Raw genomic sequence first — 24331 nt, forward strand, 5'->3', positions numbered from 1 at the left:
GTTAAATAACGCAAAAACCGCCCAATTGAGGGCGGTTCTGCTTCTCGTTTAGACTTAGTTAAGCTGTACGCCCAACGCTTTCGCGATGCCTTCACCGTAAGCGACATCCGCTTTGAAGAAGTGCTGCAACTGACGATCGACGACATCCGCCGATACACCAGCCATCGCACCCGCGATGTTGCTGATCAGCAGCGCTTTCTGCGCATCATTCATCAAGCGGAATAGCGCACCGGCGTGACTGTAGTAGTCGGTATCTTCACGGTGATCGTAACGGTCTGCCGAACCACCGAGCGCCAGGGCCGGTTCAGCATAACGCGGAGCCTGCTTGGGGGCCTCGACGTAGCTGTTGGGCTCGTAGTTCGGTGCCGCACCGCCATTGCTGCCGAACGCCATGGCTCCGTCGCGCTGGTAAGTGTTGACCGGGCTGCGCGGGGCGTTGACTGGCAATTGCTGGTGATTGGTGCCCACACGGTAGCGGTGCGCATCAGCGTAGGCGAATACACGACCTTGCAGCATGCGGTCTGGCGAAAGGCCAACCCCTGGAACCATATTGCTCGGCCCGAACGCTGCCTGCTCAACTTCAGCGAAGTAGTTCAGCGGGTTACGGTTGAGTTCCAGCTCGCCGACCTCGATCAACGGAAACTCCTTCTGCGACCAGGTCTTGGTCACGTCGAACGGGTTCTCGTAATGGGCCGCCGCTTGGGCCTCGGTCATGATCTGGATGCAGACGCTCCACTTCGGGAAATCGCCACGCTCGATCGCATTGAACAGATCACGCTGAGCGTAATCCGGGTCGGTGCCCGCCAGGCGTGCAGCTTCAGCCGGCGTCAGGTTCTTGATCCCTTGCTTGGTCTTGTAGTGCCATTTCACCCAGTGACGCTCACCCTCGGCGCTGATCAGACTATAGGTGTGGCTGCCGAAGCCGTGCATGTGACGGTAGCCATCGGGAATGCCACGATCAGAGAACAGAATGGTGACCTGGTGCAAAGCCTCGGGCGAATGCGACCAGAAATCCCACATCATTTGGGCACTTTTCAGATTGCTTTGGGGCAGGCGCTTCTGCGTATGGATGAAATCGGGGAATTTCAGCGGATCGCGGATGAAGAACACAGGGGTGTTATTACCCACGATGTCCCAGTTCCCTTCTTCGGTGTAGAACTTCAGGGCAAAACCGCGTGGGTCGCGCTCAGTATCGGCAGAGCCACGCTCGCCACCCACGGTGGAAAAACGCAGGAACGTCGGGGTCTGTTTGCCGACCGACTCAAACAGCTTGGCGCTGGTGTACTGGGTGATATCCCGGGTTACGGTAAATGTGCCGTAAGCGCCCGATCCCTTAGCGTGTACACGGCGCTCGGGAATGTTCTCGCGATTGAAGTGAGCGAGCTTCTCGATAAGGTGGAAGTCGTCGAGCAACAGCGGGCCACGCGGGCCAGCGGAGCGAGAGTTCTGGTTATCGGCGACAGGAGCGCCGCTGGCGGTCGTAAGCGTTTTGGTCTGGCTCATGCTCAATCTTCCTAGGTCGGTCTTCAAACTGCCGGCTAATCGGCTGGAAAGGAGTATTGATCATGTTAATGACAGTATCCAAATTCATTAAATCATGGACATCGATAGTCATTATCTAATGCTGTCGCATTGCCAAGCGCAAGCCAGCCAACAGAGGTGACTGCCACTTTTTGACCGGGCACAAAAAACCGGGCACAAGGCCCGGTTTTTTGTATGTTGCCGACTTACTCAGCGGATACAGCTTCACCGCTGGTAGCACGATCAACCAACTCGACGTACGCCATAGGCGCGTTGTCGCCAGCGCGGAAACCGCACTTGAGGATGCGCAGGTAGCCACCCTCACGGGTAGCGTAACGCTTGCCCAGGTCGTTGAAGAGCTTACCAACGATAGCTTTCGAACGAGTACGGTCGAAAGCCAGACGGCGGTTAGCCAAGCTATCTGTCTTGGCCAAAGTGATCAGCGGCTCAGCAACGCGGCGCAGTTCTTTGGCTTTCGGCAGTGTAGTTTTGATCAGCTCGTGCTCGAACAGCGACACCGCCATGTTTTGGAACATGGCCTTGCGGTGCGAGCTGGTGCGGCTCAGGTGACGACCACTTTTACGATGACGCATGGTTCATTCCTTACCAAACACAACGTTCGGTGATTACGACGATCAGGCAGTCGCCTTGTCGTCCTTCTTAAGACTTGCAGGCGGCCAGTTGTCGAGGCGCATGCCGAGGGACAGACCGCGGGAGGCCAGAACGTCCTTGATTTCAGTCAAGGATTTCTTGCCAAGGTTCGGAGTCTTCAACAGCTCTACTTCGGTGCGCTGAATCAGGTCGCCGATGTAGTAGATGTTTTCCGCCTTAAGGCAGTTAGCCGAACGTACAGTCAGTTCCAGATCGTCAACCGGGCGAAGCAGGATCGGATCGATCTCGTCTTCCTGCTCGACAACCACTGGCTCACTGTCACCCTTGAGGTCGACGAACGCAGCCAACTGCTGTTGCAGGATGGTTGCAGCGCGGCGAATGGCCTCTTCAGGATCCAGGGTACCGTTGGTTTCCAGATCAATAACCAGCTTGTCCAGGTTGGTACGCTGTTCGACACGGGCGTTTTCCACCACGTATGCGATACGGCGAACCGGGCTGAACGAAGAGTCGAGCTGCAAGCGACCGATGCTGCGGCTTTCGTCTTCATCGCTCTGACGCGAGTCTGCCGGTTCATAACCACGACCACGAGCTACGGTGAGCTTCATGTTCAGGGCGCCGTTAGACGCCAGGTTAGCGATTACGTGATCGGGGTTAACGATCTCGACATCATGATCCAGCTGAATATCGGCAGCGGTAACCACCCCCGAACCCTTCTTCGACAAGGTCAGCGTAACTTCGTCACGACCGTGCAGCTTGATAGCCAGACCTTTAAGGTTCAACAGGATTTCAATTACATCTTCCTGTACACCTTCGATGGCGCTGTACTCATGGAGCACACCGTCAATCTCGGCCTCGACTACTGCACAGCCGGGCATTGAGGACAACAGGATGCGGCGCAGCGCGTTGCCCAGGGTGTGGCCGAAACCACGCTCGAGAGGCTCGAGTGTGATCTTGGCGCGGGTTGGACTGACAACCTGCACATCAATATGGCGGGGTGTCAGGAACTCATTTACCGAAATCTGCATGGATGCACCTATTTTCTAGCCCTTACTTGGAGTAGAGCTCGACAATCAGGCTTTCGTTGATGTCGGCGGACAGATCACTGCGAGCAGGAACGTTCTTGAAAACGCCCGACTTCTTCTCAGTGTCTACTTCTACCCATTCTACGCGGCCACGTTGGGCACACAGATCGAGAGCTTGGACAATGCGAAGTTGGTTCTTTGCTTTCTCGCGAACAGCAACCACGTCACCAGCACGAACCTGGTAGGACGGAACGTTTACGGTCTGACCGTTAACGCTGATCGACTTGTGCGATACCAGCTGACGGGATTCGGCACGAGTAGAACCGAAACCCATACGGTATACAACGTTGTCCAGACGGCATTCGAGCAGTTGCAACAGGTTTTCGCCGGTTGCGCCCTTCTTGCCAGCTGCTTCTTTGTAGTAGCCGCTGAATTGACGCTCGAGAACGCCGTAGATACGACGGACCTTCTGCTTTTCACGCAGTTGGGTGCCGTAATCGGACTGGCGACCGCGGCGTTGGCCGTGGATACCAGGTGCTGCTTCAATGTTGCACTTCGATTCGATCGCGCGCACGCCGCTCTTCAGAAAGAGATCGGTGCCTTCGCGACGAGCGAGTTTGCATTTTGGACCAATGTAACGAGCCATTCTTTACAATCTCCTGGATTACACGCGGCGCTTCTTCGGCGGACGGCACCCGTTGTGCGGGATTGGCGTCACGTCGGTGATGCTGGCGATCTTGTAGCCACAGCCGTTCAAAGCGCGGACTGCGGATTCACGACCCGGACCTGGACCCTTGACGTTAACGTCGAGGTTTTTCAGACCGTATTCCAGCGCAGCTTGACCAGCACGCTCAGCAGCTACTTGAGCAGCGAACGGGGTGGACTTGCGGGAACCGCGGAAACCCGAACCACCGGAGGTTGCCCAGGAAAGAGCGTTACCTTGACGGTCGGTAATGGTCACGATGGTGTTGTTAAAAGAAGCATGGATGTGGGCGATGCCATCAACCACTGTCTTTTTAACTTTTTTACGAGGACGAGCAGCAGGTTTTGCCATGATTAAATTCCTGTCGATTCGCTGGGGCGATTACTTGCGGATCGGCTTACGCGGACCTTTACGGGTACGCGCGTTGGTCTTGGTACGCTGACCGCGTACTGGAAGACCACGACGATGACGCAGACCGCGATAGCAACCGAGGTCCATCAAGCGCTTGATTTTCATGTTGATTTCGCGACGCAGGTCACCTTCAGTGGTGAACTTCGCCACTTCGCCACGCAGCTGTTCAATCTGCTCGTCGCTCAGATCTTTGATCTTTGCCGCTGGGTTTACCCCAGACACTGCACAAATTTTCTGTGCAGTAGTGCGACCAACACCATAGATGTAGGTCAGCGAGATAACAGTATGCTTGTTATCTGGAATGTTAACGCCTGCAATACGGGCCATTCAGTGGGACTCCAATTGACAGCTACCTACGCCCCGGAAGCCAAGAAATAGGGCGCGAGATAATATCGCTGTAATAACAAATAATCAACCCGGCAGCGCACTAGCTGCCGGGCTTAAAGCACAATCACACTCAGCCTTGGCGCTGTTTGTGACGCGGTTCCGCGCTGCAAATTACCCGAACAACGCCTTCGCGGCGAATAATCTTGCAGTTACGGCACAGCTTTTTCACCGATGCACGAACTTTCATCACCAACTCCTCGAACCTTATGGACGCTACTCAGCGCAACATGCCGCTGCCGTAGCCCTTCAGGTTGGCTTTCTTCATCAGGGATTCGTACTGGTGCGAAACGAGGTGCGATTGTACTTGGGACATGAAGTCCATCACAACCACGACCACGATCAGCAACGAGGTCCCGCCAAGGTAGAACGGAACGTTTGCCGCAACCACCAGGAACTGGGGAAGCAAGCAGACGGCCGTCATATAGAGAGCACCGAACAAGGTCAAACGAGTCAAAACGCCATCAATGTAGCGCGCCGACTGCTCGCCTGGACGGATACCCGGAATAAAGGCACCGGACTTCTTCAGGTTTTCCGCTACGTCTTTCGGATTGAACATCAACGCCGTATAGAAGAAGCAGAAGAAAATAATCCCTGCACTAAACAGCAGAATATTCAACGGCTGACCAGGAGCGATCGACTGCGAGATGTCCTGCAGCCAGCCCATACCTTCAGACTGACCAAACCAGGCACCCAGCGAAGCCGGGAACAGCAAAATGCTGCTCGCAAAAATAGCCGGGATAACACCGGCCATATTCACCTTCAGCGGCAAGTGGCTAGTCTGCGCAGCAAATACCTTGCGGCCCTGCTGACGCTTGGCGTAGTGAACAGCAATACGACGCTGACCACGCTCAATGAACACCACGAAACCGATAATCGCTACTGCCAGCAAACCGATTGCAACCAGGGCAAAAATGTTGATGTCACCCTGACGCGCAGACTCGAAAGACTGCCCGATGGCTCTCGGAAGACCGGCGACGATACCTGCGAAAATCAACATCGAGATACCGTTGCCAACACCACGCTCAGTAATCTGCTCACCCAGCCACATCATGAACATCGCACCCGCCACAAACGTGGTTACTGCGACGAAATGGAAGCCAAAGTCACCAGTGAACGCTACGCCTTGCCCTGCCAGACCGATGGACATGCCAACAGCCTGGACAAGAGCAAGGACGACGGTGAGGTAGCGGGTGTACTGGCTGATCTTGCGACGGCCAGCTTCACCTTCCTTCTTCAACTGTTCCAGCTGTGGGCTGACGGCGGTCATCAGTTGCATGATGATCGATGCCGAGATGTACGGCATGATCCCCAGAGCAAAGATACTCATCCGTTCCAGCGCACCGCCGGAAAACATGTTGAACAAGCTAAGAATGGTCCCCTCATTCTGTCGAAACAGGTCCGCGAGTCGGTCCGGGTTGATACCTGGAACCGGGATGTGTGCGCCTATTCGGTAGACGATAATCGCCAGGAACAGAAAACGCAGACGAGCCCAGAGTTCAGACATACCGCCTTTGCCGAGCGCAGAGAGAGCACCTTGCTTAGCCATTTATTCCTCGAACTTGCCGCCAGCTGCTTCGATAGCCGCACGCGCACCTTTGGTGGCGCCGATTCCCTTTCCGATGGTGACAGCGCGAGCAACTTCGCCCGACAGCATGATTTTCACACGCTGTACGTTCTGGTTGATCACGTTGGCATCCTTCAGGGACTGCACGGTGACGATGTCGCCATCCACTTTAGCCAGCTCGGACAGACGCACTTCTGCGCGATCCATGGCCTTCAGGGAAACGAAACCGAACTTCGGCAGGCGACGATGCAGCGGCTGTTGACCGCCTTCAAAGCCTGGAGCAATGGTGCCACCGGAGCGGGAGGTTTGACCTTTGTGGCCACGGCCACCGGTCTTGCCCAAACCACTACCGATACCACGGCCCGGACGATGCTTTTCGCGACGGGAACCCGGCGCTGGACTCAGATCATTGAGTTTCATCGATTAACCCTCTACACGCAGCATGTAGTAGGCCTTGTTGATCATCCCGCGATTCTCGGGAGTATCCAGGACCTCTACAGTGTGACCGATGCGACGCAGACCCAAACCCTTAACGCACAGTTTGTGGTTAGGGATGCGGCCGGTCATGCTTTTGATCAGCGTAACTTTTACGGTAGCCATGATCAGAAGATCTCCTTGACGCTTTTGCCACGCTTGGCGGCAATGGATTCAGGAGACTGCATTGCTTTCAAACCCTTGAAAGTGGCGTGAACCACGTTTACTGGGTTAGTCGAGCCGTAGCACTTGGCCAGAACGTTCTGAACGCCAGCAACCTCGAGGACAGCACGCATAGCGCCGCCAGCGATGATACCGGTACCTTCAGAAGCAGGCTGCATGTACACCTTCGAAGCGCCATGGGCGGACTTCATTGCGTACTGCAGAGTGGTGCCGTTCAGATCAACCTGGATCATGTTGCGGCGAGCAGCTTCCATTGCCTTCTGGATCGCAGCAGGCACTTCACGCGACTTGCCACGGCCGAAGCCAACACGCCCTTTACCATCACCAACCACGGTCAACGCGGTGAAAGTGAAGATACGGCCGCCTTTAACGGTTTTGGCTACGCGGTTAACTTGAACCAGCTTCTCGATGTAGCCTTCGTCGCGCTTTTGGTCGTTATTTGACATAACTTAGAACTCCAGCCCAGCTTCACGAGCAGCATCAGCCAGCGCCTTGACGCGGCCGTGGTACTTGAAGCCAGAGCGGTCGAAAGCCACCTGCGAGACGCCAGCGGCTTTAGCACGCGTAGCGACCAGCTGGCCAACCTTAGTGGCCGCGTCGATGTTGCCAGTGGCGCCATCACGCAGTTCTTTATCCAAAGTCGAGGCACTTGCCAGGACTTTGTTGCCGTCGGCCGAAATGACCTGGGCGTAGATGTGCTGCGACGAGCGGAACACGCAGAGACGCACGACTTCGAGTTCGTGCATTTTCAGGCGTGCTTTGCGAGCGCGACGCAGTCGAGTAACTTTTTTGTCGGTCATTTGCTATGCCCTACTTCTTCTTGGCTTCTTTACGACGGACGACTTCGTCCGCGTAGCGCACACCTTTGCCTTTGTACGGCTCTGGTGGACGGAAGTCGCGGATCTCGGCGGCCACTTGACCTACCAGCTGCTTGTCGATGCCCTTGATCAGGATATCGGTCTGGCTAGGAGTCTCAGCGGTGATGCCTTCCGGCAGTTCATAATCCACTGGGTGCGAGAAGCCAAGAGCCAGGTTCAGCACTGTGCCTTTTGCTTGCGCCTTGTAACCAACACCGACCAGCTGGAGCTTGCGCTCGAAGCCTTGGCTTACGCCTTGGACCATGTTGTTTACCAACGCACGAGTGGTACCAGCCATTGCGCGAGTCTGTTGATCGCCATTGCGAGCAGCGAAACGCAGCTCACCAGCTTCTTCAACAATCTCAACGGACGAATGGATGTTCAGTTGCAGAGTGCCCTTGGCACCCTTCACCGAAAGCTGTTGGCCTGCGAATTTGACTTCGACACCGGCTGGCAGCTTAACGGGGTTCTTAGCGACGCGTGACATGCTTATCCCCCCTTAGAACACAGTGCAAAGAACTTCGCCGCCGACACCGGCAGCGCGCGCAGCACGATCCGTCATCACACCCTTGTTGGTGGAGACGATAGACACACCGAGACCGCCACGAACTTTTGGCAGATCCTCGACGGACTTGTACTGACGCAGGCCTGGACGGCTAACGCGCTTCACTTCCTCGATGACCGGACGGCCTTCGAAGTACTTCAGCTCGATGGACAGCAGTGGCTTGATTTCGCTGCTGATCTGATAACCCGCAATGTAACCTTCGTCCTTCAGGACTTTGGCAACAGCTACCTTCAAAGTAGAAGATGGCATGCTTACGACGGACTTTTCAGCCATCTGGGCATTACGGATACGAGTTAGCATGTCCGCTAACGGGTCCTGCATACTCATGGGCTAGACGCTCCTAATACACAAAAAATTAGCCTTTCGGCTACTACGTGTCGCCGAGTACATCCGCGCGATAAAAGCACGGGCTCAGGCGAGCCGGGTATTCTAGACACACCCCACAAATGAATCAAGCCCCAAAAGGGGCTTGATTCAAGTTCAAGGTCACCGGCGGTCAGGATCTTGCGACCCCGAACACCGAGACATTGACAGTGCTTACCAGCTGGCTTTAACCAGACCTGGAACGTCACCACGCATTGCAGCTTGACGCAGCATGTTACGGCCGAGGCCGAACTTGCGGTACACGCCGTGCGGACGACCAGTCAGGCGGCAGCGGTTACGCATGCGCGAAGCGCTTGCGTCACGTGGCTGCTTCTGCAGTGCTACGGTAGCTTCCCAGCGCGCTTCTGGACTTGCGTTCAGATCAACGATGATAGCTTTCAGCGCTGCACGCTTGGTGGCGTACTTGGCAACGGTGAGCTGACGCTTCAGCTCACGGTTTTTCATGCTCTTCTTGGCCATTTTCCTACTCCAATCAGTTGCGGAACGGGAATTTGAAAGCGCGCAGCAGTGCGCGACCTTCGTCATCCGTCCGAGCAGTGGTGGTCAGGGTAATGTCCAGACCGCGGAGAGCGTCGATCTTGTCGTAATCGATTTCCGGGAAAATGATCTGCTCTTTAACGCCCATGCTGTAGTTACCACGACCATCGAAGGACTTGGCATTCAGGCCGCGGAAGTCGCGAACCCGAGGCAGGGAGATCGACAGCAGACGATCCAGGAACTCGTACATACGCTCACGGCGCAGGGTCACTTTGACGCCGATCGGCCAACCTTCACGGACTTTAAAGCCAGCGATGGATTTCCGAGCGTAAGTCACAACGACTTTCTGACCGGTGATCTTTTCCAGGTCAGCAACAGCGTGCTCGATGACTTTTTTGTCGCCGATCGCTTCGCCCAGACCCATGTTCAGGGTGATTTTGGTAACGCGCGGAACTTCCATCACGTTCGAAAGCTTAAGTTCTTCCTTAAGCTTCGGTGCGATTTCCTTCCGGTAAATCTCTTTTAGTCGTGCCATGGTCTTCTACCTAGCAGTGTTCAAGCATCAACCGCTTTTTGGGTCGACTTGAAGACACGAATTTTCTTACCGTCTTCTACTTTGAAACCAACGCGGTCAGCCTTGTTGGTTTCGCCGTTGAAAATGGCGACGTTGGAAGCGTGCAGTGGCGCTTCTTTCTCGACGATACCGCCCTGTACGCCCGACATCGGGTTAGGCTTGGTATGGCGCTTGACCAGGTTCAGGCCACCAACAACCAGACGGTTGTCAGCGAGAACCTTCAGCACCTTACCGCGCTTACCCTTGTCCTTGCCGGCGATCACGATGATCTCGTCGTCACGACGAATCTTTTGCATGTCGGATCTCCTTACAGCACTTCTGGGGCGAGCGAGACGATCTTCATGAACTTCTCAGTACGAAGCTCACGGGTCACTGGCCCAAAGATACGGGTGCCGATTGGCTCTTGCTTGTTGTTCAACAGAACAGCAGCGTTGCCATCAAAGCGGATGATGGAGCCGTCAGCGCGACGAACACCGTGGCGAGTGCGGACTACAACAGCAGTCATCACTTGGCCTTTTTTCACCTTACCGCGAGGAATTGCTTCCTTGACGGTAACTTTGATGATGTCACCAATACCAGCGTAACGACGATGGGAGCCACCCAGCACCTTGATGCACATAACACGGCGAGCGCCGCTGTTATCGGCCACATCGAGCATGGATTGAGTCTGAATCATATAATTTCTCCGACCCCTAGCCCTTAGACTTCCACAGCGCGTTCGAGAACATCAACCAGCGCCCAAGACTTGGTCTTGGCCATCGGACGAGTTTCACGAATAGTGACTTTGTCGCCGATGTGGCACTGATTGGTTTCGTCGTGCGCGTGCAGCTTAGTCGAACGCTTAACGTATTTACCGTAGATCGGGTGCTTAACGCGACGCTCGATCAGAACGGTGATGGTTTTGTCCATCTTGTCGCTGACAACACGGCCAGTCAGCGTACGGACAGTTTTTTCGGCTTCAGCCATGATTACTTACCTGCCTGCTGGTTGAGCACAGTTTTCACGCGAGCGATGTCACGCTTAACTTGCGAGAGCAGATGAGACTGCCCCAACTGGCCAGTTGCTTTCTGCATACGCAGATTGAACTGGTCGCGCAGCAGGCCGAGCAGTTGCTCGTTCAGCTGCTGTGCTGATTTTTCACGAAGTTCATTCGCTTTCATCACATCACCGTCCGTTTAACAAAGGAGGTGGCGAGCGGCAGCTTTGCAGCAGCCAGGGCGAAAGCCTCACGCGCCAGCTCTTCAGAAACACCCTCGATTTCATACAGGACTTTGCCTGGCTGAATCTGGGCAACCCAGTACTCCACGTTACCCTTACCTTTACCCATCCGAACTTCGAGTGGCTTCTTGGTGACAGGCTTGTCCGGGAATACACGGATCCAGATCTTGCCGCCACGTTTTACGTGACGGGTCAGAGCACGACGCGCTGACTCGATCTGACGAGCGGTGAGACGACCACGAGCAACAGACTTCAGCGCGAACTCGCCGAAGCTGACTTTGCTACCGCGCAATGCCAGGCCACGGTTGTGACCGGTCATTTGCTTGCGGAACTTCGTACGCTTTGGTTGCAACATTTGGCGTACCCCTTACTTAGCAGCTTTTTTACGAGGCGCTGGTGCTTGTGGCTTCAGCTCTTCTTGGCGACCACCAATTACTTCGCCTTTGAAGATCCAAACCTTTACACCGATCACACCGTAGGTGGTGTGAGCTTCGTAGTTGGCATAGTCGATGTCGGCACGCAGGGTGTGCAGTGGCACACGACCTTCGCGATACCATTCAGTACGTGCGATTTCAGCACCGCCGAGACGACCGCTCACTTGGATTTTGATGCCTTTGGCACCAATGCGCATTGCGTTCTGTACAGCGCGCTTCATAGCGCGACGGAACATTACACGACGCTCCAGCTGCTGAGCTACGCTCTGCGCAACCAGCATACCGTCGAGCTCCGGCTTACGGATCTCTTCGATATTGATGTGCACAGGCACACCCATTTGCTTGGTCAGGTCCTGACGCAGCTTCTCAACATCTTCACCTTTCTTCCCGATAACGATACCTGGACGAGCAGTGTGGATGGTGATGCGTGCAGTCTGCGCCGGACGATGGATATCGATACGGCTTACGGACGCGCTTTTTAGTTTGTCTTGGAGATACTCACGCACCTTCAGATCAGCGAACAAGTAGTCCGCATAAGTCCGACCGTCTGCGTACCAGACGGAGGTGTGCTCCTTGACGATTCCCAGGCGAATGCCAATGGGATGTACTTTCTGACCCATCTCTTCGACTCCGTTACTTGTCAGCAACCTTGACAGTGATATGGCAAGACCGCTTGACGATGCGATCAGCACGGCCTTTGGCACGTGGCATGATGCGCTTCAGCGAACGCCCTTCGTTGACGAAAACGGTGCTGACCTTGAGGTCATCAACATCTGCGCCTTCGTTATGCTCGGCGTTGGCTACGGCCGACTCCAGCACTTTCTTCATGATCTCGGCGGCTTTCTTACTGCTGAAAGCCAACAGGTTGAGCGCTTCGCCCACCTTCTTCCCGCGGATCTGGTCGGCGACCAAGCGGGCTTTCTGGGCGGAGATTCGAGCGCCCGACAACTTAGCGGCTACTTCCATTTCCTTACCCCTTAACGCTTGGCTTTCTTGTCAGCCACGTGCCCACGGTATGTGCGGGTACCGGCAAACTCGCCCAGTTTGTGGCCGACCATGTCTTCGTTAACGAGAACTGGGACGTGTTGGCGACCGTTGTGTACTGCGATGGTCAGACCGACCATTTGTGGCAGGATCATCGAACGACGCGACCAGGTCTTAACTGGTTTGCGATCGTTCTTTTCCGCCGCCACTTCGATCTTCTTCAGTAGGTGAAGATCAATAAAAGGACCTTTTTTCAGAGAACGTGGCACTGTCGTATCCCTCTATTTACTTGCGACGACGGACGATCATTTTGTCGGTACGCTTATTACCACGAGTCTTCGCGCCCTTAGTCGGGAAGCCCCATGGCGATACCGGATGACGACCACCAGAGGTACGACCTTCACCACCACCATGTGGGTGGTCAACCGGGTTCATGGCAACACCACGAACGGTTGGGCGAACGCCACGCCAGCGCTTGGCACCAGCTTTACCCAACGAACGCAGGCTGTGCTCGGAGTTCGAGACTTCGCCCAGGGTCGCACGGCACTCAGCCAGTACTTTACGCATCTCACCAGAACGCAGACGCAGGGTCACGTAGACACCTTCACGAGCGATCAGCTGAGCCGAAGCACCAGCGGAACGAGCGATCTGTGCGCCTTTACCTGGCTTCAATTCGATGCCGTGTACGGTGCTACCAACTGGAATGTTACGCAGCTGCAGAGCGTTGCCCGGCTTGATCGGTGCCAAAGCACCTGCGATCAGCTGGTCGCCAGCACTCACGCCTTTAGGGGCGATGATGTAGCGACGCTCGCCATCTGCGTACAGCAGCAGAGCGATGTGAGCAGTACGGTTTGGATCGTATTCGATACGCTCGACGGTGGCAGCGATGCCATCCTTGTCGTTGCGACGGAAGTCGACCAGACGATAATGCTGCTTATGACCACCACCGATGTGACGAGTGGTAATACGGCCATTGTTGTTACGACCACCAGACTTCGATTTTTTCTCGAGCAGCGGTGCGTGAGGAGCGCCTTTATGCAGCTCCTGGTTGACCACCTTGACCACAAAACGGCGGCCAGGGGAAGTCGGTTTGCATTTAACGATTGCCATGATGCACCCCTTCCTTACTCAGCACTGCTGCTGAAATCGAGATCTTGGCCTGGCTGAAGGGAGATAACTGCCTTCTTCCAGTCATTACGCTTGCCCAGACCGCGAGCAGTGCGCTTGCTCTTACCCAGAACGTTCAGGGTAGTAACGCGCTCTACTTTCACGCTGAACAGGCTTTCGACGGCCTTCTTGATTTCCAGCTTGGTTGCGTCGGTAGCAACCTTGAAAACGAACTGGCCTTTCTTGTCTGCCAGAACCGTAGCCTTCTCGGAAACGTGCGGGCCAAGCAGAACTTTAAATACGCGTTCCTGGTTCATCCCAGCAGCTCCTCGAATTTCTTCACGGCCGACACGGTGATCAACACCTTGTCGTATGCGATCAGACTGACCGGATCGGAACCTTGCACGTCACGAACATCGACGTGTGGCAGGTTGCGAGCAGCCAGGTACAGGTTCTGATCAACAGCGTCAGACACGATCAGGACGTCAGTCAGGCCCATGCCGTTCAGCTTGTTCAGCAGATCTTTGGTTTTCGGTGCTTCAACAGCGAAGTCCTGAACCACGACCAGACGATCAGTACGCACCAGCTCAGCAAGGATGGAACGCATTGCTGCGCGATACATCTTCTTGTTCAGCTTCTGGGAGTGATCCTGAGGACGAGCTGCAAAAGTGGTACCGCCGCCACGCCAGATTGGGCTACGGATAGTACCGGCACGAGCACGGCCAGTACCTTTCTGACGCCATGGGCGCTTACCGCCACCAGAAACGTCGGAACGGGTCTTTTGCTGCTTGCTACCTTGACGGCCGCCAGCCATGTAGGCCACGACTGCTTGGTGAACCAGCGTCTCGTTGAATTCGCCGCCAAATGTCAGTTCGGAAACTTCGATCGCTTGAGCGTCATTTACATTTAATTGCATGTCAGCTTCCCCTTAACCGCGAGCCTTGGCTGCTGGACGTACAACCAAGTTGCCGCCAGTAGCGCCAGGAACAGCGCCCTTGACCAACAACAGATTGCGTTCAGCGTCCACGCGCACTACTTCGAGGGACTGCACGGTCACGCGCTCAGCGCCCATATGACCGGACATTTTTTTGCCCTTGAATACACGACCAGGAGTCTGGCACTGGCCGATAGAGCCTGGAACGCGGTGGGATACGGAGTTACCGTGGGTGTTATCTTGCCCGCGGAAGTTCCAACGCTTGATCGTACCCTGGAAGCCTTTACCCTTGGACTGACCGGTTACATCAACCAGTTGACCAGCAGCGAAGATTTCAGCGTTGATCAGATCGCCGGCCTGGTACTCGCCTTCTTCAAGGCGGAATTCCATTACGGTACGACCAGCGGCAACGTTCGCCTTGGCGAAGTGGCCAGCTTGAGCAGCTGTTACACGCGAAGCACGACGCTCGCCGACAGTGACTTGCACTGCACGATAGCCATCGGTCTCTTCAGTTTTGAACTGGGTGACGCGATTCGGCTCGATCTCAATGACCGTGACCGGAATGGAGACACCTTCTTCGGTGAAAATACGGGTCATACCGCATTTACGACCGACTACACCAATAGTCATGTTGTAAACCTCATGAGTGTACGGGGCTTTCACCCGCTATGGCCGCCCATTTCAGAGCGTTACACGACCAAGACCGAGTCTTAGCCGAGGCTGATCTGCACTTCCACACCGGCCGCAAGATCAAGCTTCATAAGTGCATCAACGGTTTTATCCGTTGGCTGGACGATGTCCAGAACGCGCTTATGAGTACGGATCTCGTACTGGTCACGCGCGTCTTTGTTGACGTGCGGGGAGACCAGAACGGTGAACCGCTCTTTACGGGTAGGCAGTGGAATTGGACCACGCACTTGAGCACCAGTACGTTTCGCGGTTTCCACGATTTCCTGGGTGGATTGGTCGATCAGGCGATGGTCAAAAGCCTTCAACCTGATACGGATTTGCTGATTTTGCATTGGATTTCAGACTCCGGCTGCTATTCCCACCGAGCGCAATACGCCCGTTAAAAGGAGGCGCAATTCTATAGACGCCCCTGATAGGTGTCAACCCAATAAAAAAGCCCCCGCTAGGCGGGGGCTCTTCAACTCATCGAGCTGAGCCTACAAGAGACTTACTCGATGACTTTGGCTACGACGCCAGCGCCGACGGTACGACCGCCTTCACGGATAGCGAAACGCAGACCGTCTTCCATCGCGATGGTCTTGATCAGAGTGACAGTCATCTGGATGTTGTCACCTGGCATTACCATTTCAACGCCTTCTGGCAGCTCGCAGTTACCGGTCACGTCAGTTGTACGGAAGTAGAACTGTGGACGGTAGCCTTTGAAGAACGGAGTATGACGGCCGCCTTCTTCCTTGCTCAGAACGTAAACTTCTGCAGTGAACTTGGTGTGCGGCTTGACGGTGCCTGGCTTGACCAGAACCTGGCCACGCTCAACGTCGTCACGCTTGGTGCCGCGCAGCAGTACGCCGCAGTTCTCGCCAGCACGACCTTCGTCGAGCAGCTTGCGGAACATTTCAACGCCGGTGCAGGTAGTTTTCTGAGTGTCGCGCAGACCGACGATCTCAACTTCTTCCTGGATGCGGACGATGCCACGCTCAACACGACCAGTCACAACAGTACCGCGACCGGAGATCGAGAATACGTCTTCGATTGGCATCAGGAACGGCTTGTCGATAGCACGCTCTGGCTCTGGGATGTAGCTGTCCAGAGTTTCCACCAGACGCTTGACAGCGGTGGTGCCCATTTCGTTGTCGTCTTGGCCGTTCAGAGCCATCAGAGCCGAACCGATGATGATTGGAGTGTCATCACCTGGGAAGTCGTAAGTGCTCAGCAGATCGCGCACTTCCATCTCAACCAGTTCCAGCAGCTCAGCGTCGTCAACCATGTCAGCCTTGTTCAGGAAGACAACGATGTACGGAACGCCTACCTGACGGGACAGCAGGATGTGCTCACGGGTTTGTGGCATCGGACCATCAGCGGCCGAGCAAACCAGGATCGCGCCGTCCATCTGGGCAGCACCAGTGATCATGTTTTTTACGTAGTCGGCGTGACCTGGGCAGTCAACGTGTGCGTAGTGACGCACGGCCGAATCGTATTCAACGTGAGCGGTGTTGATGGTGATACCGCGAGCTTTCTCTTCCGGGGCGCTGTCGATCTTGTCGAAGTCAACCTTGGCCGAACCGAAAACTTCGGAGCAGACACGGGTCAGAGCAGCGGTCAGCGTGGTTTTACCGTGGTCGACGTGACCGATGGTGCCAACGTTGACGTGCGGTTTGTTCCGTTCAAATTTTTCTTTAGCCACGACAATTAACTCCTAGCTTAAAGGGCTGAATCAGCCTTGCTTTTTGGTAACAGTTTCGACGATATGCGACGGAGCTGTATTGTATTTTTTGAATTCCATAGAGTAGCTCGCGCGACCCTGAGACATGGAACGAACGTCGGTTGCGTAACCGAACATTTCACCCAACGGAACCTCGGCACGAATGACCTTGCCGGAAACCGTATCTTCCATACCCAGAATCATGCCACGACGACGGTTAAGGTCGCCCATGACATCACCCATGTAGTCTTCAGGCGTAACAACCTCTACCGCCATGATCGGCTCAAGCAACTCACCACCGCCCTTCTGGGCCAGTTGCTTGGTCGCCATGGAAGCAGCCACCTTGAACGCCATCTCGTTGGAGTCGACGTCGTGGTAAGAACCATCGAACACAGTCGCCTTCAGGCCGATCAGCGGATAGCCGGCAACAACGCCGTTCTTCATCTGCTCTTCGATACCCTTCTGGATCGCCGGGATGTATTCCTTAGGAACCACACCACCTACGACTTCGTTCACGAATTGCAGACCTTCCTGACCTTCGTCAGCCGGCGCAAAACGAATCCAGCAGTGACCGAACTGGCCACGACCACCGGACTGGCGAACGAACTTGCCTTCAATTTCACAGTTCTTCGTGATGCGCTCACGATAGGAAACCTGAGGCTTGCCGATGTTGGCTTCGACGTTGAACTCACGGCGCATCCGGTCAACCAGGATGTCCAGGTGCAACTCGCCCATGCCAGAGATGATCGTTTGACCGGTCTCTTCATCAGTCTTGACGCGGAAAGATGGATCTTCCTGAGCAAGCTTGCCCAGAGCGATACCCATTTTTTCCTGGTCATCCTTGGTTTTTGGCTCAACGGCAACCGAAATAACCGGCTCCGGGAAGTCCATGCGAACCAGGATGATCGGCTTGTCAGCGTTGCACAAGGTTTCACCGGTGGTGACGTCCTTCATGCCGATCAAGGCCGCGATGTCGCCAGCGCGCACTTCCTTGATCTCTTCACGGGCGTTTGCGTGCATTTGCACCATACGACCCACACGCTCTTTCTTGCCTTTAACAGAGTTGATCACGCCGTCGCCGGAGTTCAACACGCCCGAGTAAACCCGAACGAAGGTCAAGGTGCCCACGAATGGGTCGGTAGCGATCTTGAACGCCAGGGCCGCGAAAGGCTCGTCGTCGCTTGCATGACGCTCCATTTCCTCTTCCTCGTTATCAGGGTTGGAACCCTTGATAGCAGGAATGTCGGTTGGAGCAGGCAGGAAGTCGATCACAGCATCGAGAACCAGGGGAACACCCTTGTTCTTGAAGGAAGAACCGCAAACAGCCAGAACGATCTCACCAGCGATGGTACGCTGACGCAGAGCGGCCTTGATTTCCTCGTTGGTGAGCTCTTCACCCTCAAGGTACTTGTTCATCAGTTCTTCGTTGGCTTCGGCCGCAGCCTCAACCATGTTGCCGCGCCACTTCTCGGCTTCTTCCAGCAACTCTGCCGGGATGTCCTTGCGAACAGGAACCATACCCTTGTCAGAATCGTTCCAGTAGACAGCTTGCATGTTGATCAGATCGATCTGACCCTGGAAGTTGTCTTCGGAACCGATAGCCAGCTGGATCGGCACCGGAGTGTGACCCAGACGCTGCTTGATCTGACCGATCACGCGCAGGAAGTTGGCACCAGCACGGTCCATCTTGTTTACGTAAACAAGACGTGGAACACCGTATTTGTTGGCCTGACGCCATACGGTTTCCGACTGAGGCTCAACACCCGAGGTACCGCAGAACACAACCACAGCGCCGTCGAGTACACGCAGGGAACGCTCAACTTCAATGGTGAAGTCCACGTGACCCGGGGTATCGATAACGTTGAAGCGATGCTCGTGCGGATACTGCTTCTCGGAACCCTTCCAGAAGGCGGTAATGGCAGCAGAAGTAATGGTAATACCACGCTCCTGCTCCTGCACCATCCAGTCGGTGGTCGCGGCGCCATCATGCACCTCGCCCATCTTGTGACTTTTGCCAGTGTAAAAAAGGACGCGCTCAGTGGTGGTGGTTTTACCAGCATCCACGTGGGCAACGATACCGATGTTACGGTAGCGATTAATCGGTGTAGTACGAGCCATAAAGCCCTCGCAAATTGAGTGACGCTAGAATTAGAAGCGGTAGTGCGAGAAAGCCTTGTTGGCTTCAGCCATACGGTGCACGTCTTCACGCTTCTTAACTGCAGCACCTTTACCTTCAGCAGCGTCCAACAGTTCGCCAGCCAAACGCAGAGCCATGGACTTCTCACCGCGCTTGCGGGCGAAGTCTACCAACCAGCGCATTGCCAGGGCGTTACGACGGGACGGACGAACTTCGACCGGAACCTGGTAAGTAGCACCGCCTACACGGCGCGACTTCACTTCGACCAGCGGAGCGATGGCGTCGAGAGCTTTCTCGAAGATTTCCAGGGGATCGCTGTTCTTGCGTTCCTTAACTTTGTCCAGTGCGCCATAAACAATACGCTCGGCAACGGCTTTCTTGCCGCTTTCCATTACGTGGTTCATGAACTTGGCGAGAATCTGGCTTCCGTATTTCGGATCGTCCAGAATCTCACGTTTGGCTGCTACGCGACGTCTTGGCATTGATAAGCCCTCAAACGGTCTTCAGGTTAGCCCGGGACAGCTAATGCGTGCCCGACCTTACTCTTATCGACTCAATAAAATGAAAAACTGCAAAACGGCCGATTACTTCGGACGCTTGGTACCGTACTTCGAACGACCCTGGTTACGACCTTTAACGCCGGAAGTATCCAAAGAACCGCGAACGGTGTGGTAACGAACACCTGGCAAGTCTTTTACACGACCGCCGCGGATCAGTACCACGCTGTGCTCTTGCAGGTTGTGGCCTTCACCACCGATGTACGAGGAAACCTCGAAACCGTTGGTCAGACGCACACGGCATACTTTACGCAGTGCCGAGTTAGGTTTTTTCGGCGTGGTGGTATACACACGGGTGCATACGCCACGACGTTGCGGGCAGTTCTGCAGCGCAGGCACGTCGGATTTCTCGACGATACGCTTACGCGGCTGACGTACCAGCTGGTTGATAGTTGCCATCTACTAGCTCCACTGTTGTCTTGCGACGCTATTGTCTTACAAGAAAAGCAAAATGGCAGGAACGAATTCCCGCCAAATTTAGGGGATCAAGAGTCTAAAGAGGATCTTGTTCCCAGTCAAGGCAAGGCCCCGACCTCCCCGCCCGCCGGATCTCGACATTTTGTCTCGATCCAGCAAACGGGATGACCAGGGCCAGGCACTTAATTACCGCAGAACTCAGTTACCGCTCGAGTTCAGTGCTTCGGTCAGTGCAGCTTCCACTTCACTGGCGCTTACGCGCAACGGCTTGTCTGCATCACGACGACGCTTGCGCTCGCTGTGATAGGCCAAACCGGTACCAGCCGGGATCAGACGACCCACGACCACGTTTTCTTTCAGGCCGCGCAGGTAATCGCGCTTGCCGGTTACCGCCGCTTCGGTCAGTACACGGGTGGTTTCCTGGAAGGAAGCCGCCGAGATGAACGATTCGGTGGACAACGACGCCTTGGTGATACCCAGCAGCACGCGAGTGAACTTGGAGACGAACTTGTCTTCCGTCGCCAGGCGCTCGTTTTCCACCAGTACGTGAGTCAGCTCCATCTGGTCGCCCTTGATGAAACTCGAATCGCCGGATTCAGCGATCTCAACTTTACGCAGCATCTGACGCAGGATGGTCTCGATGTGCTTGTCGTTGATCTTCACGCCTTGCAGACGGTAAACGTCCTGGATCTCGTTCACGATGTACTTGGCCAGCGCACTCACACCCAGCAGACGCAGGATGTCGTGTGGATCGCTCGGGCCGTCGGAGATAACTTCGCCGCGGTTTACCTGTTCGCCTTCGAAGACGTTCAGGTGACGCCACTTCGGAATCAGCTCTTCGTACGGATCGCTACCGTCGTTCGGCGTGATGACCAGACGGCGCTTGCCCTTGGTCTCTTTACCGAACGCGATGGTGCCGCTGACTTCAGCCAGAATCGAGGCTTCTTTCGGACGACGGGCTTCGAACAAGTCGGCAACACGCGGCAGACCACCGGTGATGTCGCGGGTTTTCGAAGTTTCCTGCGGGATACGAGCGATAACATCACCGATCGCGATCCGCGCACCGTCCGCAACACCGACCAGGGCGTTGGCTGGCAGGAAATACTGAGCGATTACGTCAGTACCTGGCAGCAACAGATCCTTGCCGTTGTCGTCGACCATCTTCACGGCCGGACGGATGTCCTTGCCAGCAGCTGGACGATCTTTCGCATCAAGTACTTCAATGTTGGTCATACCGGTCAATTCGTCAGTCTGACGCTTGATCGTGATGCCTTCTTCCATGCCCACGTAGGTCACGGTACCTTTCATTTCGGTCACGATCGGGTGGGTGTGCGGATCCCACTTGGCCACGATAGCGCCAGCGTCGACCTTGTCACCTTCCTTGACCGAAATCACAGCACCGTACGGCAGCTTGTAGCGCTCGCGCTCGCGACCGAAGTCGTCAGCGATCGCCAGCTCACCGGAACGGGATACAGCCACCAGGTGACCGTCCACGCGCTCTACGTGCTTGAGGTTGTGCAGACGGACAGTACCGCCATTCTTCACCTGAACGCTGTCAGCTGCGGAGGTTCGGCTGGCCGCACCACCGATGTGGAACGTACGCATCGTCAGCTGGGTACCCGGCTCACCGATGGACTGGGCAGCGATAACGCCGACCGCTTCACCGATGTTCACCTGGTGACCACGAGCCAGGTCGCGACCGTAGCACTTGGCGCAGATGCCGTAGCGGGTTTCGCAGCTGATCGGCGAACGTACGATCACTTCGTCGATGCTGTTGAGTTCGATGAACTCGACCCACTTCTCGTCAACCAGGGTGCCGGCAGGAACGATTACGTCCTCGGTACCCGGCTTGAATACGTCACGGGCGATGACACGACCCAATACGCGCTCACCCAGCGGCTCTACAACGTCACCGCCTTCAATGTGCGGAGTCATTACCAGGCCGTGTTCGGTGCCGCAATCGATCTCGGTCACGACCAGATCCTGCGCAACGTCTACCAGACGACGAGTCAGGTAACCGGAGTTCGCCGTTTTCAACGCGGTATCCGCAAGGCCCTTACGAGCACCGTGAGTGGAGATGAAGTACTGGAGTACGCTCAAACCTTCACGGAAGTTCGCGGTAATCGGGGTCTCGATGATAGAACCGTCCGGCTTGGCCATCAGGCCACGCATACCGGCGAGCTGACGGATCTGCGCAGCAGAACCCCGTGCGCCCGAGTCGGCCATCATGTACATCGAGTTGAAGGACTCTTGGTCGACTTCGTTGCCATGACGGTCGATGACCTTCTCTTTCGAGAGGTTGGCCATCATCGCCTTGGATACTTCGTCGTTCGCCTTGGACCAGAGGTCGATCACCTTGTTGTACTTCTCGCCCTGGGTTACCAGGCCGGAGGCGTACTGACTTTCGATCTCTTTCACTTCTTCGGTAGCAGCACCGATGATGCGGGCTTTTTCGTCCGGGATAACGAAGTCGTTAACACCGATGGAAACGCCGGAAATGGTCGAATAGGCAAAACCGGTGTACATCAACTGGTCAGCGAAGATCACGGTCTCTTTCAGACCAACCACGCGGTAGCACTGGTTGATCAGCTTGGAGATCGCCTTTTTCTTCATCGGCAGGTTGACGACGTCGAAGGACAGACCTTTTGGCACAACCTGGAACAACAGCGCACGGCCGACGGTGGTGTCGACGATACGGGTGTTGGTCACGCTGCCGCCATCACGATCGTTCACGGTTTCGTTGATCCGCACTTTGACCTTGGCGTGCAGTGCGGCTTCGCCGGCACGGAACACACGGTCAACTTCCTGCAGATCCGCGAACACACGACCTTCGCCCTTGGCGTTGATCGCTTCACGAGTCATGTAGTACAGACCCAATACAACGTCCTGCGACGGAACGATGATTGGCTCACCGTTGGCTGGCGACAGGATGTTGTTGGTCGACATCATCAGCGCACGCGCTTCGAGCTGGGCTTCCAGCGTCAGCGGTACATGCACGGCCATTTGGTCGCCGTCGAAGTCGGCGTTGTACGCAGCACAGACCAGAGGGTGCAGCTGGATGGCCTTACCTTCGATCAGTACCGGTTCAAACGCCTGGATACCCAGACGGTGAAGGGTCGGTGCACGGTTGAGCAGCACTGGGTGTTCGCGAATCACTTCGGCGAGAACGTCCCAAACCTCTGGCAGCTCGCGCTCGACCATCTTCTTGGCGGCTTTGATGGTGGTCGCGAGACCACGCATTTCCAGCTTGCCGAAAATGAACGGCTTGAACAGCTCCAGAGCCATTTTCTTAGGCAGACCGCACTGGTGCAGACGCAGGGTCGGGCCTACGGTAATTACCGAACGACCGGAGTAGTCAACACGCTTACCGAGCAAGTTCTGACGGAAACGACCCTGCTTACCCTTGATCATGTCAGCCAGGGATTTCAGAGGACGCTTGTTGGAACCGGTGATAGCGCGACCACGACGACCGTTGTCGAGCAATGCGTCGACAGCTTCCTGCAGCATACGCTTTTCGTTGCGCACGATGATGTCCGGAGCGGACAGATCAAGCAGGCGCTTCAAGCGGTTGTTACGGTTGATCACTCGACGATACAGATCGTTGAGGTCGGAAGTCGCGAAACGACCACCATCGAGCGGAACCAGTGGACGCAGGTCTGGCGGCAGAACCGGCAGAACGGTCAGCACCATCCACTCTGGCAGGTTGCCGGAACCCTGGAAGGCTTCCATCAACTTCAGACGCTTGGACAGCTTCTTGATCTTGGTTTCGGAGTTGGTTTGCGGAATTTCTTCACGCAGACGGCCAATCTCGTGCTCCAGGTCGATCGCGTGCAGCAGCTCACGGACAGCTTCGGCACCCATGCGGGCATCGAAATCGTCGCCGAACTCTTCCAGCGCTTCGAAGTACTGCTCGTCGTTGAGCAGCTGACCTTTTTCAAGGGTGGTCATGCCCGGGTCGATAACGACATAGCTCTCGAAGTAGAGAACGCGCTCGATATCACGCAGGGTCATGTCCATCAGCAAGCCGATACGGGACGGCAGCGATTTCAGGAACCAGATGTGGGCAACCGGCGAGGCCAGTTCGATGTGCGCCATGCGCTCACGACGAACTTTTGCCAGCGCGACTTCAACGCCGCACTTCTCGCAGATCACACCACGGTGCTTCAAGCGCTTGTACTTACCGCACAGGCACTCGTAATCCTTTACCGGGCCAAAAATCTTGGCGCAGAACAGGCCGTCACGCTCGGGTTTGAACGTACGGTAGTTGATGGTTTCCGGCTTTTTAACTTCACCGAACGACCACGAACGGATCATCTCAGGCGAGGCCAATCCGATACGGATGGCGTCGAACTCTTCGACTTGACCCTGGTTTTTCAGCAAATTCAGTAGGTCTTTCAAGGCCTTTCCTCCTGGCGGAGCA

At 55.5% G+C, this 24331-nt stretch carries 34 protein-coding genes; all 34 read right to left on the bottom strand.

Translation table 11 applies throughout. From position 1 onward, the window contains the following. Positions 1 to 54: 54 nt before the first annotated feature. Positions 55 to 1503 (bottom strand): catalase, encoded by a 1449-nt coding sequence (locus GKKCFE_RS22760; RefSeq protein ID WP_076383443.1) that lies wholly within the window; start codon positions 1501 to 1503, stop codon positions 55 to 57. A gap of 224 nt (positions 1504 to 1727) precedes the next feature. Then, positions 1728 to 2114, bottom strand: a complete 387-nt coding sequence (gene rplQ / locus GKKCFE_RS22765; RefSeq protein WP_003186009.1) for a 50S ribosomal protein L17 — start codon at positions 2112 to 2114, stop codon at positions 1728 to 1730. Positions 2115 to 2156: 42 nt separating this feature from the next. Then, entirely contained in the window at positions 2157 to 3158 is a 1002-nt protein-coding gene (locus tag GKKCFE_RS22770) for a DNA-directed RNA polymerase subunit alpha (protein WP_003186012.1), read from the bottom strand. Positions 3159 to 3180: 22 nt separating this feature from the next. Continuing rightward, the gene (gene rpsD, locus GKKCFE_RS22775) at positions 3181 to 3801 is read right to left on the bottom strand and encodes a 30S ribosomal protein S4 (protein ID WP_003176404.1); all 621 of its coding nucleotides are present in this window, start codon (positions 3799 to 3801) and stop codon (positions 3181 to 3183) included. Positions 3802 to 3819: 18 nt separating this feature from the next. Beyond that, on the bottom strand, positions 3820 to 4209 hold the full coding sequence (gene rpsK / locus GKKCFE_RS22780) for a 30S ribosomal protein S11 (protein WP_002555466.1): 390 nt from the start codon (positions 4207 to 4209) through the stop codon (positions 3820 to 3822). 30 nt (positions 4210 to 4239) lie between these two features. Next, positions 4240 to 4596, bottom strand: a complete 357-nt coding sequence (rpsM, locus tag GKKCFE_RS22785) for a 30S ribosomal protein S13 (protein WP_047229770.1) — start codon at positions 4594 to 4596, stop codon at positions 4240 to 4242. 130 nt (positions 4597 to 4726) lie between these two features. Next, positions 4727 to 4843, bottom strand: a complete 117-nt coding sequence (gene rpmJ, locus GKKCFE_RS22790; protein WP_002555468.1) for a 50S ribosomal protein L36 — start codon at positions 4841 to 4843, stop codon at positions 4727 to 4729. A gap of 30 nt (positions 4844 to 4873) precedes the next feature. Continuing rightward, complete coding sequence (gene secY, locus GKKCFE_RS22795) at positions 4874 to 6202, bottom strand: preprotein translocase subunit SecY (RefSeq protein WP_047229771.1); 1329 nt, start codon at positions 6200 to 6202, stop codon at positions 4874 to 4876. Next, positions 6203 to 6640: a 50S ribosomal protein L15 gene (rplO, locus tag GKKCFE_RS22800; RefSeq protein WP_003186032.1), complete on the bottom strand. Its 438-nt coding sequence runs from the start codon at positions 6638 to 6640 to the stop codon at positions 6203 to 6205. It lies immediately after the preceding gene. 3 nt (positions 6641 to 6643) lie between these two features. After that, positions 6644 to 6820, bottom strand: coding sequence for a 50S ribosomal protein L30 (rpmD, locus tag GKKCFE_RS22805; RefSeq protein WP_003186033.1), 177 nt, complete (start codon positions 6818 to 6820; stop codon positions 6644 to 6646). A gap of 2 nt (positions 6821 to 6822) precedes the next feature. Next, positions 6823 to 7323, bottom strand: coding sequence for a 30S ribosomal protein S5 (rpsE, locus tag GKKCFE_RS22810; protein ID WP_003186035.1), 501 nt, complete (start codon positions 7321 to 7323; stop codon positions 6823 to 6825). 3 nt (positions 7324 to 7326) lie between these two features. Next, entirely contained in the window at positions 7327 to 7677 is a 351-nt protein-coding gene (gene rplR / locus GKKCFE_RS22815; RefSeq protein WP_003186037.1) for a 50S ribosomal protein L18, read from the bottom strand. Between the two features lie 10 nt (positions 7678 to 7687). Then, entirely contained in the window at positions 7688 to 8221 is a 534-nt protein-coding gene (rplF, locus tag GKKCFE_RS22820; RefSeq protein ID WP_003186039.1) for a 50S ribosomal protein L6, read from the bottom strand. Positions 8222 to 8233: 12 nt separating this feature from the next. Beyond that, a complete protein-coding gene (rpsH, locus tag GKKCFE_RS22825; RefSeq protein WP_017848802.1) occupies positions 8234 to 8626 on the bottom strand; it encodes a 30S ribosomal protein S8 in 393 nt (130 codons plus the stop codon). Between the two features lie 210 nt (positions 8627 to 8836). Next, positions 8837 to 9142 (bottom strand): 30S ribosomal protein S14, encoded by a 306-nt coding sequence (gene rpsN / locus GKKCFE_RS22830; RefSeq protein ID WP_003186042.1) that lies wholly within the window; start codon positions 9140 to 9142, stop codon positions 8837 to 8839. A gap of 13 nt (positions 9143 to 9155) precedes the next feature. Beyond that, the gene (gene rplE, locus GKKCFE_RS22835) at positions 9156 to 9695 is read right to left on the bottom strand and encodes a 50S ribosomal protein L5 (protein WP_003186044.1); all 540 of its coding nucleotides are present in this window, start codon (positions 9693 to 9695) and stop codon (positions 9156 to 9158) included. A gap of 20 nt (positions 9696 to 9715) precedes the next feature. Further along, positions 9716 to 10030, bottom strand: a complete 315-nt coding sequence (gene rplX, locus GKKCFE_RS22840) for a 50S ribosomal protein L24 (RefSeq protein WP_003186046.1) — start codon at positions 10028 to 10030, stop codon at positions 9716 to 9718. An 11-nt stretch (positions 10031 to 10041) separates the two neighbouring features. Then, the gene (rplN, locus tag GKKCFE_RS22845; RefSeq protein WP_002555479.1) at positions 10042 to 10410 is read right to left on the bottom strand and encodes a 50S ribosomal protein L14; all 369 of its coding nucleotides are present in this window, start codon (positions 10408 to 10410) and stop codon (positions 10042 to 10044) included. 23 nt (positions 10411 to 10433) lie between these two features. After that, the gene (gene rpsQ, locus GKKCFE_RS22850) at positions 10434 to 10700 is read right to left on the bottom strand and encodes a 30S ribosomal protein S17 (RefSeq protein ID WP_003194644.1); all 267 of its coding nucleotides are present in this window, start codon (positions 10698 to 10700) and stop codon (positions 10434 to 10436) included. 2 nt (positions 10701 to 10702) lie between these two features. Further along, positions 10703 to 10894: a 50S ribosomal protein L29 gene (gene rpmC / locus GKKCFE_RS22855; protein WP_002555481.1), complete on the bottom strand. Its 192-nt coding sequence runs from the start codon at positions 10892 to 10894 to the stop codon at positions 10703 to 10705. Beyond that, positions 10894 to 11307, bottom strand: a complete 414-nt coding sequence (gene rplP, locus GKKCFE_RS22860; protein WP_003186052.1) for a 50S ribosomal protein L16 — start codon at positions 11305 to 11307, stop codon at positions 10894 to 10896. Before rplP ends, rpmC begins: the two co-directional genes overlap by 1 nt. 12 nt (positions 11308 to 11319) lie before the next feature. Continuing rightward, entirely contained in the window at positions 11320 to 12006 is a 687-nt protein-coding gene (gene rpsC / locus GKKCFE_RS22865; protein ID WP_003176422.1) for a 30S ribosomal protein S3, read from the bottom strand. A 13-nt stretch (positions 12007 to 12019) separates the two neighbouring features. Continuing rightward, positions 12020 to 12352 (bottom strand): 50S ribosomal protein L22, encoded by a 333-nt coding sequence (gene rplV / locus GKKCFE_RS22870; RefSeq protein WP_003103908.1) that lies wholly within the window; start codon positions 12350 to 12352, stop codon positions 12020 to 12022. An 11-nt stretch (positions 12353 to 12363) separates the two neighbouring features. Beyond that, entirely contained in the window at positions 12364 to 12639 is a 276-nt protein-coding gene (gene rpsS, locus GKKCFE_RS22875; RefSeq protein ID WP_002555486.1) for a 30S ribosomal protein S19, read from the bottom strand. Between the two features lie 16 nt (positions 12640 to 12655). Further along, entirely contained in the window at positions 12656 to 13480 is an 825-nt protein-coding gene (gene rplB / locus GKKCFE_RS22880) for a 50S ribosomal protein L2 (RefSeq protein ID WP_003186055.1), read from the bottom strand. 14 nt (positions 13481 to 13494) lie between these two features. After that, positions 13495 to 13794 carry a 50S ribosomal protein L23 gene (rplW, locus tag GKKCFE_RS22885; protein ID WP_002555488.1) on the bottom strand — a complete coding sequence of 100 codons (300 nt, stop codon included), beginning with the start codon at positions 13792 to 13794 and terminating at the stop codon, positions 13495 to 13497. Continuing rightward, a complete protein-coding gene (rplD, locus tag GKKCFE_RS22890) occupies positions 13791 to 14393 on the bottom strand; it encodes a 50S ribosomal protein L4 (RefSeq protein WP_003186057.1) in 603 nt (200 codons plus the stop codon). The genes rplW and rplD overlap by 4 nt, the downstream gene beginning before the upstream one ends. A gap of 12 nt (positions 14394 to 14405) precedes the next feature. Continuing rightward, positions 14406 to 15041: a 50S ribosomal protein L3 gene (rplC, locus tag GKKCFE_RS22895; RefSeq protein ID WP_003186059.1), complete on the bottom strand. Its 636-nt coding sequence runs from the start codon at positions 15039 to 15041 to the stop codon at positions 14406 to 14408. A gap of 80 nt (positions 15042 to 15121) precedes the next feature. Further along, positions 15122 to 15433, bottom strand: a complete 312-nt coding sequence (gene rpsJ, locus GKKCFE_RS22900; protein ID WP_003186070.1) for a 30S ribosomal protein S10 — start codon at positions 15431 to 15433, stop codon at positions 15122 to 15124. 155 nt (positions 15434 to 15588) lie between these two features. After that, positions 15589 to 16782 (bottom strand): elongation factor Tu, encoded by a 1194-nt coding sequence (gene tuf, locus GKKCFE_RS22905; protein WP_139049048.1) that lies wholly within the window; start codon positions 16780 to 16782, stop codon positions 15589 to 15591. Between the two features lie 30 nt (positions 16783 to 16812). Then, positions 16813 to 18918: an elongation factor G gene (fusA, locus tag GKKCFE_RS22910; protein ID WP_047230481.1), complete on the bottom strand. Its 2106-nt coding sequence runs from the start codon at positions 18916 to 18918 to the stop codon at positions 16813 to 16815. 30 nt (positions 18919 to 18948) lie between these two features. After that, positions 18949 to 19419, bottom strand: a complete 471-nt coding sequence (gene rpsG / locus GKKCFE_RS22915) for a 30S ribosomal protein S7 (RefSeq protein ID WP_003186074.1) — start codon at positions 19417 to 19419, stop codon at positions 18949 to 18951. 102 nt (positions 19420 to 19521) lie between these two features. Next, positions 19522 to 19893, bottom strand: coding sequence for a 30S ribosomal protein S12 (gene rpsL / locus GKKCFE_RS22920; RefSeq protein ID WP_003186084.1), 372 nt, complete (start codon positions 19891 to 19893; stop codon positions 19522 to 19524). Positions 19894 to 20109: 216 nt separating this feature from the next. Further along, positions 20110 to 24309 (bottom strand): DNA-directed RNA polymerase subunit beta', encoded by a 4200-nt coding sequence (rpoC, locus tag GKKCFE_RS22925; RefSeq protein ID WP_047230482.1) that lies wholly within the window; start codon positions 24307 to 24309, stop codon positions 20110 to 20112. Between the last annotated feature and the right edge of the window lie 22 nt (positions 24310 to 24331).

Source organism: Pseudomonas sp. E141, from assembly GCF_052659885.1.

Excerpts from the sequence above, each read along its gene's own strand:
- GKKCFE_RS22760 (WP_076383443.1), bottom strand. The coding sequence starts at position 1,503 with ATGAGCCAGACCAAAACGCTTACGACCGCCAGCGGCGCTCCTGTCGCC.
- rplQ (WP_003186009.1), bottom strand. The coding sequence starts at position 2,114 with ATGCGTCATCGTAAAAGTGGTCGTCACCTGAGCCGCACCAGCTCGCAC.
- GKKCFE_RS22770 (WP_003186012.1), bottom strand. The coding sequence starts at position 3,158 with ATGCAGATTTCGGTAAATGAGTTCCTGACACCCCGCCATATTGATGTG.
- rpsD (WP_003176404.1), bottom strand. The coding sequence starts at position 3,801 with ATGGCTCGTTACATTGGTCCAAAATGCAAACTCGCTCGTCGCGAAGGC.
- rpsK (WP_002555466.1), bottom strand. The coding sequence starts at position 4,209 with ATGGCAAAACCTGCTGCTCGTCCTCGTAAAAAAGTTAAAAAGACAGTG.
- rpsM (WP_047229770.1), bottom strand. The coding sequence starts at position 4,596 with ATGGCCCGTATTGCAGGCGTTAACATTCCAGATAACAAGCATACTGTT.
- rpmJ (WP_002555468.1), bottom strand. The coding sequence starts at position 4,843 with ATGAAAGTTCGTGCATCGGTGAAAAAGCTGTGCCGTAACTGCAAGATT.
- secY (WP_047229771.1), bottom strand. The coding sequence starts at position 6,202 with ATGGCTAAGCAAGGTGCTCTCTCTGCGCTCGGCAAAGGCGGTATGTCT.
- rplO (WP_003186032.1), bottom strand. The coding sequence starts at position 6,640 with ATGAAACTCAATGATCTGAGTCCAGCGCCGGGTTCCCGTCGCGAAAAG.
- rpmD (WP_003186033.1), bottom strand. The coding sequence starts at position 6,820 with ATGGCTACCGTAAAAGTTACGCTGATCAAAAGCATGACCGGCCGCATC.
- rpsE (WP_003186035.1), bottom strand. The coding sequence starts at position 7,323 with ATGTCAAATAACGACCAAAAGCGCGACGAAGGCTACATCGAGAAGCTG.
- rplR (WP_003186037.1), bottom strand. The coding sequence starts at position 7,677 with ATGACCGACAAAAAAGTTACTCGACTGCGTCGCGCTCGCAAAGCACGC.
- rplF (WP_003186039.1), bottom strand. The coding sequence starts at position 8,221 with ATGTCACGCGTCGCTAAGAACCCCGTTAAGCTGCCAGCCGGTGTCGAA.
- rpsH (WP_017848802.1), bottom strand. The coding sequence starts at position 8,626 with ATGAGTATGCAGGACCCGTTAGCGGACATGCTAACTCGTATCCGTAAT.
- rpsN (WP_003186042.1), bottom strand. The coding sequence starts at position 9,142 with ATGGCCAAGAAGAGCATGAAAAACCGTGAGCTGAAGCGTCAGCTCACC.
- rplE (WP_003186044.1), bottom strand. The coding sequence starts at position 9,695 with ATGGCACGACTAAAAGAGATTTACCGGAAGGAAATCGCACCGAAGCTT.
- rplX (WP_003186046.1), bottom strand. The coding sequence starts at position 10,030 with ATGCAAAAGATTCGTCGTGACGACGAGATCATCGTGATCGCCGGCAAG.
- rplN (WP_002555479.1), bottom strand. The coding sequence starts at position 10,410 with ATGATTCAGACTCAATCCATGCTCGATGTGGCCGATAACAGCGGCGCT.
- rpsQ (WP_003194644.1), bottom strand. The coding sequence starts at position 10,700 with ATGGCTGAAGCCGAAAAAACTGTCCGTACGCTGACTGGCCGTGTTGTC.
- rpmC (WP_002555481.1), bottom strand. The coding sequence starts at position 10,894 with ATGAAAGCGAATGAACTTCGTGAAAAATCAGCACAGCAGCTGAACGAG.
- rplP (WP_003186052.1), bottom strand. The coding sequence starts at position 11,307 with ATGTTGCAACCAAAGCGTACGAAGTTCCGCAAGCAAATGACCGGTCAC.
- rpsC (WP_003176422.1), bottom strand. The coding sequence starts at position 12,006 with ATGGGTCAGAAAGTACATCCCATTGGCATTCGCCTGGGAATCGTCAAG.
- rplV (WP_003103908.1), bottom strand. The coding sequence starts at position 12,352 with ATGGAAGTAGCCGCTAAGTTGTCGGGCGCTCGAATCTCCGCCCAGAAA.
- rplB (WP_003186055.1), bottom strand. The coding sequence starts at position 13,480 with ATGGCAATCGTTAAATGCAAACCGACTTCCCCTGGCCGCCGTTTTGTG.
- rplW (WP_002555488.1), bottom strand. The coding sequence starts at position 13,794 with ATGAACCAGGAACGCGTATTTAAAGTTCTGCTTGGCCCGCACGTTTCC.
- rplD (WP_003186057.1), bottom strand. The coding sequence starts at position 14,393 with ATGCAATTAAATGTAAATGACGCTCAAGCGATCGAAGTTTCCGAACTG.
- rplC (WP_003186059.1), bottom strand. The coding sequence starts at position 15,041 with ATGACTATTGGTGTAGTCGGTCGTAAATGCGGTATGACCCGTATTTTC.
- rpsJ (WP_003186070.1), bottom strand. The coding sequence starts at position 15,433 with ATGCAAAATCAGCAAATCCGTATCAGGTTGAAGGCTTTTGACCATCGC.
- fusA (WP_047230481.1), bottom strand. The coding sequence starts at position 18,918 with ATGGCTCGTACTACACCGATTAATCGCTACCGTAACATCGGTATCGTT.
- rpsG (WP_003186074.1), bottom strand. The coding sequence starts at position 19,419 with ATGCCAAGACGTCGCGTAGCAGCCAAACGTGAGATTCTGGACGATCCG.
- rpsL (WP_003186084.1), bottom strand. The coding sequence starts at position 19,893 with ATGGCAACTATCAACCAGCTGGTACGTCAGCCGCGTAAGCGTATCGTC.